This is a genomic window from Actinosynnema sp. (assembly GCF_052038725.1).
On sequence record NZ_JBQGCX010000574.1, the window covers coordinates 1 to 6,296 of the forward strand.

The 6,296-nt window shown below is 73.5% G+C and carries 5 protein-coding genes and 1 pseudogene; all 6 read right to left on the reverse strand.

The window, feature by feature from the left end; all coding sequences use genetic code 11:
- Positions 1-271, reverse strand: a 271-nt coding sequence (locus ACTUAL_RS11925) for a hypothetical protein (protein ID WP_440900283.1), incomplete at its 3' end; no start/stop codon positions are given.
- Positions 268-1,224 carry a GNAT family N-acetyltransferase gene (locus tag ACTUAL_RS11930; protein WP_440900284.1) on the reverse strand — a complete coding sequence of 319 codons (957 nt, stop codon included), beginning with the start codon at positions 1,222-1,224 and terminating at the stop codon, positions 268-270. The genes ACTUAL_RS11925 and ACTUAL_RS11930, both read right to left, overlap by 4 nt.
- Before the next feature lie 2 nt (positions 1,225-1,226).
- A complete protein-coding gene (locus ACTUAL_RS11935; RefSeq protein ID WP_440900285.1) occupies positions 1,227-2,249 on the reverse strand; it encodes a radical SAM protein in 1,023 nt (340 codons plus the stop codon).
- Positions 2,249-3,217: an NAD-dependent epimerase/dehydratase family protein gene (locus tag ACTUAL_RS11940; RefSeq protein ID WP_096493321.1), complete on the reverse strand. Its 969-nt coding sequence runs from the start codon at positions 3,215-3,217 to the stop codon at positions 2,249-2,251. The genes ACTUAL_RS11935 and ACTUAL_RS11940 overlap by 1 nt, the downstream gene beginning before the upstream one ends.
- Before the next feature lie 355 nt (positions 3,218-3,572).
- Positions 3,573-4,271 carry a class I SAM-dependent methyltransferase gene (locus ACTUAL_RS11945; RefSeq protein ID WP_440900286.1) on the reverse strand — a complete coding sequence of 233 codons (699 nt, stop codon included), beginning with the start codon at positions 4,269-4,271 and terminating at the stop codon, positions 3,573-3,575.
- 439 nt (positions 4,272-4,710) lie between these two features.
- Positions 4,711-6,296: pseudogene (locus ACTUAL_RS11950) on the reverse strand (hypothetical protein); the annotation flags it as partial.

Sequence of the window (6,296 nt, forward strand, 5' to 3'; positions counted from 1 at the left end):
GCCCGCGTTCGACGGCCGCGTCGTGCCTGCCGGTCGCGCAGACCACGTCCGGCGCGCCGACGCGCTCGCGCAGCACGGCGGCGGCCTCCTCCGGGTGGTCGCGGAACACCGGCACGGCAACGGGTTCCGGCCAGGCGTCCAGCGCGCGGCCACCGCGCTCGGCGGCCAGCACGACGTCGTGGCCCCCGGCGCGCAACCCGGCCGCCACGTCGAGCGTGTACCGGTGCTTGCCGCCCCAAGCCTGGTCCGAGACGGTGACGAGAACCCTCATCGGTCGCGAATCCCCTTCCCGAAGACGCCGGGGCAGGACCCCGGCACGGTCCAGGCGGCGTCGACGGCGCGCAGCGCCACCAGCCTCCTGCTCACCCCGCCCAGCACGACGTGGTCGAAGCCGTGCGCGCGGGCCTCGGACAGGCAGGACGACAGCAGGGTCGCCGCGATCCCGATGTCCCGCCCCCGGATCTCCTCGCTCAGCGCGATGGAGGACAGCATCCCGGCGCGCACGGTGTTGTAGGCGATGAACCCGAGCAGGCACCGCCTCGGGTCCTCGGCGAACCCCCTCGGCCTGGCCACGACGACCGCCGAGACGGGGTCGTGCGCGAACGCGCGGGCGAACTCGGCCGCCCAGCCCCGGCCGAAGACGTCCTTGATCCAGTCGACCACCAGCAGCTGCTCGGCCGCCTCGGGCCTGCGCACCAGCACCGGGGCGCCGTCCAGCTCCAGCTCGACCACCGGGCGCGGCAGCGGCCAGCCCCGCAGGTCCACCAGCACGTCGCCCCACTCCTGCCCCGGCACGTCCCGCTCGGCGGGCGGCGAGCCCACGTCGCCTGGCAGCACCCAGCTCGTCGCGCGCAGCGCTCCGCCCGCGTGGCCTGCGACGTCGGCGGGCGCGAACCCGTAGGCGTGGCCCAGCCAGCGCAACCGCCACAGCGCGCCGTGCAGCAGCGACTCGGCCAGGTCCGCGCGGTCGGCGGGCGCCGGGGCGCGCAGCAGCGGGCCGACCGCGCCGGGCGCGGTGAGGTTGACGCCCACGCAGCCCACCGGTCTGCCGTTCCTGGTGGCCAGCAGCAGTTCCGCGGCGGGCGCGGGCCACGGCGGCTCGCCGTCCGCGCCCCACTCGTCCCACAGCAGGCGCAGCACGAGCGGCGAGACGGGGCGCAGGTCCCCGGCGTCGGGCGGCCCCGCCGGGAGGTCGTACAGGCGGAAGAGGGTGAGCGCGGGCACCGTCAGCGCACCTCGTACCCCTCGAAGATCTGCCGGTCCAGCAGGGAGGTCAGCACGAGCGGCTCGCTCGTCGACCGCTCCGCCGCCGCGAAGTCCCAGAAGATCTCCCGCAGCCGCTCGTCGGTGAACTCCTCCTGCTCGCGCGCCAGCTGCTCCTGCCCGCGCGCCCAGATGTCCGCGACGGGCGCGTCCTTGGTGTTGCCCAGCGGGTGCGAGCTGTAGAGCCTGCTCATCGTCACGTCACCGGTCGCGGAGATCGCGATGCTGCTGTCCTTGACCAGGTACGGGAACATCACCACGTCCTGGTGCGACGGCATCCCCCGGCCCGGCACGAGGTAGGGCGCGTTGAGGTTCAGGTCGAACTCCGTGGCGGGGACCCGGTCCCGGAACTCGGCGACCTCGGCGTGCAACCGCATGGTCTCGTCCTCGGTCAGCAGCAGGCGGTTGCGGCCTCCCCTGCCGTGCGCGCGCACCAGGATCAGGTCCTGGCGGCGGAAACCGGTGCGGCGCAGGTGCGCGGTCAGCTCCAGGACGTTGTGCAGGTTGGTCCTCATGACCGTGGTGAGCACCTTGAAGCTGCGCACCCGGTCGCGCAGGTACGCCGAGTTCTCGATCACCCGGTCGAACGCGTCGACCAGCCGGACCGCCTCGAACGTCTCGCGGGTGCCGTCCATGCTGACCCGGATCGAGGAGATGCCGCTGTCCAGGATGCGGTCGAGCTGCTCGCGGGTCTGGTTGGCGGCGTTGGTGATCAGCGTGACGGTGGCGAAGCTCAGGCGCGGCACCACGTCCAGCAGCGACCAGAAGCCCTTGCGGATGGTGGGTTCCCCGCCGGTGAGGGTGATCTCGAAGGTGCCCATGCGGTCGAGCTCCAGCAGCACCTCGCCGAGCTGCTCGACCGAGAGCATCCGGCGGCGGATGTGCGCGGGGATCTCGCCGGTGTTGGTGCGGCAGTGCACGCAGCGCAGGTCGCACGCGTAGGTGACGTCCACGCTGGCGCGCACGGGCGCGGAGTAGCCGGGCATCAGGTGAGCTCCTTGACCAGCAGCGGGGTCCTGGCGGCGGGGACGTCGACGAGCCCGGCCGCCCACCAGTCGTAGGTGCGGCGCACGCCCTCGCGCATCCCGGTCACCGCCGGGGGCAGGCCGAGCAGGCCGTCCTGGACGGTGGTGTCGGCGCGGAACTCGTCGATCTCGTCGCGCCTGCCGGGCTGGAACTCCAGCTCCAGGCCGGGGCGGATCTCCCGCAGCAGCGCGGCGACCTCCAGCACCGACCGGGAGCGGCCGGAGCCGAGGTTGACGGTCGGCGCGGGCGGCGCGTGGAGCAGGCCCGCGAGCTTGTGGACGGTGTCGGCCACGTAGGAGAAGTCGCGGCACTGCCTCCCGGTCCCCTCGATCGGCAGGCCGCGGCCCTGGGCGGCGCGCAGGCACAGCGCGGGCACGAGGGCGTCGGCGCGCTCGCCGGGGCCGTAGACGTTGAACAGGCGCACGACCGTGACGCGGGAGCCCCGGCGCTGCTGGTGGTTGCGGGCGATCATCTCCAGCGCGACCTTCGAGGAGGCGTACGGGGAGCGCGGGGCGAGCGGAGCGGCCTCGGTGTTGGGCAGCGCCAGCGAGTTCCCGTACACCTCGCAGGTGCTGCCCACGAGCACGCGCGGCGTCCCGGCCTGCTCGCACAGCCGCAGCAGGTGCCTGCCCGAGTCGACGTTGTCGAGGTAGTCGAGCGGGCGCTCGAACGACTCGGGAACGCTCTTGTGCGAGGCCAGGTGGTAGACGGCCGTGATCCCGTCCAGGTCGGAGCGGTCCAGGTCCAGCACGGACTTGACCAGCAGCCCGGCGGGTGGCGGTTGGAGCGGGGCGACGCGCAGGTCGTCGACCGGGACGACGGCGCACCCGCGCGCGGTCAGCTCGGCGGCGAGGTGCGCGCCGATGAAGCCCGCGCCGCCGGTGATCAGGACCCGTTCGGTTCGTGCAGCGGTTCGTGGAGAGGCCATGGCAGAGCGAACCCCCAACAGGGACGTGCGTGTCCAACCCCGAGGTGCGCGCGGGGCGGCCTGCCGAGCCGAGGGGGCGGTGGGGAGCTGATCGGTGCGGGAAAGCGGGTGGAGCCCCCCGGTGCCGCGATTGCGCGAGCCGCGCGCCGGATGTCCACGTTAACCCGGAAAAAGCGACAGCGAGAAGCCCCCTAGAACAACCTCACCCAGACGGGAACTCCGGGGTGAAGGGATTTCCCGGGGTGTCCGGGAAAATCCGCGCAGCGGTCACCGGCTGTGCCCATTGTCCACGGAAAGATTAATCCGGACGAAGGGCGGAGCGGCGCGGCGGCGGATCAGGTCGGCGCTGCGTGACTCACCCGTCCCTGCGCCACACCAGCGCGTGCGCGAACCCCCGGTCCACGAAGGACGCGCCGGGGAAGATCGAGCCGTAGCGGCGCTCGAACTCCGGGCGGGACAGGTAGCGGTCGGTCAGCAGGTGCGCCAGCCACGGGCCGCCGGTGCGGAACCGGAACAGCCAGGCCGCGTCGCGCCAGCCGTGCGCGCGGACGTCGCGGGGCAGCGAGAGCAGCGCGCCGACGCGGTAGACGTGCGCGGGCGGGGTGGGGCGGTCCGCGACGTTGTCCACCAGCACGGCGAAGCCACCGGGGCGGACCAGGGACTTCAGCTTGCGGAGCGCGTCGTCCAGGTCGGGGACGTGGTGCAGGGTGGTGGAGCTGAACACGAGGTCGAACCCCTCGGCGCCGCCGTCGACGTCGGCGAGGTCCGCGACCTCGTACCGCACCCTCGGGTGCGGCCTGCGGGCCCTGGCCAGCCGGATCAGCGGGGCGCTCAGGTCGACGCCGAGCACCTCGTCGTAGTGGTCGGCCAGTTCCCGGCACCGGCGGCCGGACCCGCAGCCCGCGTCCAGGGCGCGCCCGCCCGGCCGGACGCCCGCGTCCGCGACCCACCCCCAGACCGGGTGGTCCTCGAAGTCGCAGAACCGGTCGTATTCCAGGGCGAATGAATCGAAGGATTGGGGGTCCGCGCCATTACCGACGTTGTGGACGACCACGTTACCGCCTTTCCGCGCCACACTTCCAGAGAGCGCGACCACCCTATTGGCGGTACCGGGCGAGCGCAAAGCAGGTTGCCCCGAATGCCACGAGGATCAACCTGTCCGGTGGTCATTCCGGCATGACCTGGTTCGAGTCGGTGAGCCCGAGCACCGCCGGGGACGTCGAACCGTGGCGGAGCCGAGTGGTCGAATCCCCCGAAAGGGCACTCGACGATCGGGGTCGGCGCGGACTTGGCAGGCGTACAGTCGGTCCCGGCCTTCCTTTGAGCGCGGTCGAACGGCGCGGTCAGCGCTGTGCCCTGCTCCGTTGTGCGCCACTGCGCCCTGCTCCGCTGTCGCCTCTCGGCGCCGCAACGCCCCGCTCGCGTGGCGTTCCGGGCGGTGGGAGGGCGGGTGCGAACGCGCCCTCCCACCGGAGTCCGGCACTGCCGGGGGATCAGGCCTGCTTCGGGTGGATCTGGACCTCCTTGCCGGTGGTCACGTCGATCGCGAAGACCCGCTCGACCTTGGGGTTGGACTGGAGCGACGGGAACTCGGTCATCGCGACCGGGTCGCCCTCGGCGCGGTTCGGGCCGACCAGGACGAACACGTCGCCGTTGGCGCTGCGCGCCGGGCTGGCCGCGACGTCGGAGGACAGCTTGCCCGCGACGGACGTGGGCTGCTGGCCGGTCGCGGTCGCGCCGGTGTCGGAGAGGTTCGTGAACGCCTTGACCTCGTCCGAGCCCTCGGTGCGGTTGTCCAGGCCGGCCATCAGCTCGGCCACGTCCATCAGCGAGTGCCGCTGGCCCTCGCCGTCGATGGTGCTGTCGGCCCAGTAGAAGGAGCCCTCGCCCTTGCTCTCCATGATGTCGCGGATGCGCTCGGTCCAGCGCTCGGCCTCGTCGGCCGGGAGGTCGCGCAGGTCGAGGAACGGCTCGCCGTCCACCGAGGTGATCGGGAAGCCGTCCTTCTCGCCGTCGCGCTCACCGACGAGGTCCTCGGGCTTGTCGCCCTTGTCACCGATGAGGCCGTCGGGGCGGTCGCCGTCCTTGCCGTCGCCCTTGTCGCCGTCGCGGTCGCCGTCGTGCTCGCCCCGGCCACCGTGCTCGCCGCGGCCCTCGTGGTCACCCTTGCCGTGCTCGCCCTTGCCGTGCTCGCCGCGACCGTCGTGCTCGCCCCGGCCACCGTGGTCGCCGCGGCCCTCGTGCTCGCCCTTGCCGCCGGTCTCGCCGCGACCGTCGTTGCCGCAGTGGCGACCGCGGTCCTCGTCGGAGCCCGAACTGGAGCCGGAGCCGTCGCCGGCGCCCGTGCCGGCACCCGCGCCCGAACCGGAGCCGGAACCGGAACCCGAGCCGGCGCCAGAGCTGTCCGTCTCACCGGCGGGGACGCCCGGCGTGCCGAACAGGTCCTTCGGGACCTCGGGGATCGGCGGGATGGTGGGCATGGTCGGGGTGGTCGCGCCGGAACCGGTGGTGGTGCCGCTGCCGGAGCCACCGCTCGAACCGGAGCCGGAACCGAGGCCGCCGCCCAGGCCGCCGGCGCCGCTGCCGGAACCACTGCCAGAGCCGCTGCCGGAACCGGAGCCGGAGCCGCTGCTGCCGGTCGAGTCGCCGCCCTTGATCGGGTCCGCGCTGCTGTCGCCCGCCGGGATGCCGCCCGTGCCGCCGGGGGAGAACAGGTCCTTCGGGACCTCCGGGATCGGCGGGATGGTCGGCATGGTCGGGGTCGTCGGGGTCGAGCCGCTGCTGCCACCGGGCGTGCCGATGTTGGCGGTGTCCTCGATCTGGTAGTCACCGGGCTTGGGGATCGACGGCGACGAACCACCCGTGGAACCGGAACCACCGGTCGAGCCGCTGCCGCCGGGCAGGCCGGAGCCGCCCGTGGAGCCGCTGCCCCCCGTGGAGCCGCTGCCACCGGTGGAGCCGCTGCCCCCCGCAGAGCTGTCGGAGCCGCCCGCGCCCGCGCTGCCGCCGGGGGAGAACAGGTCCTTCGGGACCTCGGGGATCGGCGGGATGGTCGGCATGGTGGGCGTCGACGGGGTCG

Bases quoted from the DNA above. Each gene is read 5' to 3' on its own strand.
- ACTUAL_RS11935 (WP_440900285.1), bottom strand. From the start codon at position 2,249: ATGCCCGGCTACTCCGCGCCCGTGCGCGCCAGCGTGGACGTCACCTAC.
- ACTUAL_RS11940 (WP_096493321.1), bottom strand. From the start codon at position 3,217: ATGGCCTCTCCACGAACCGCTGCACGAACCGAACGGGTCCTGATCACC.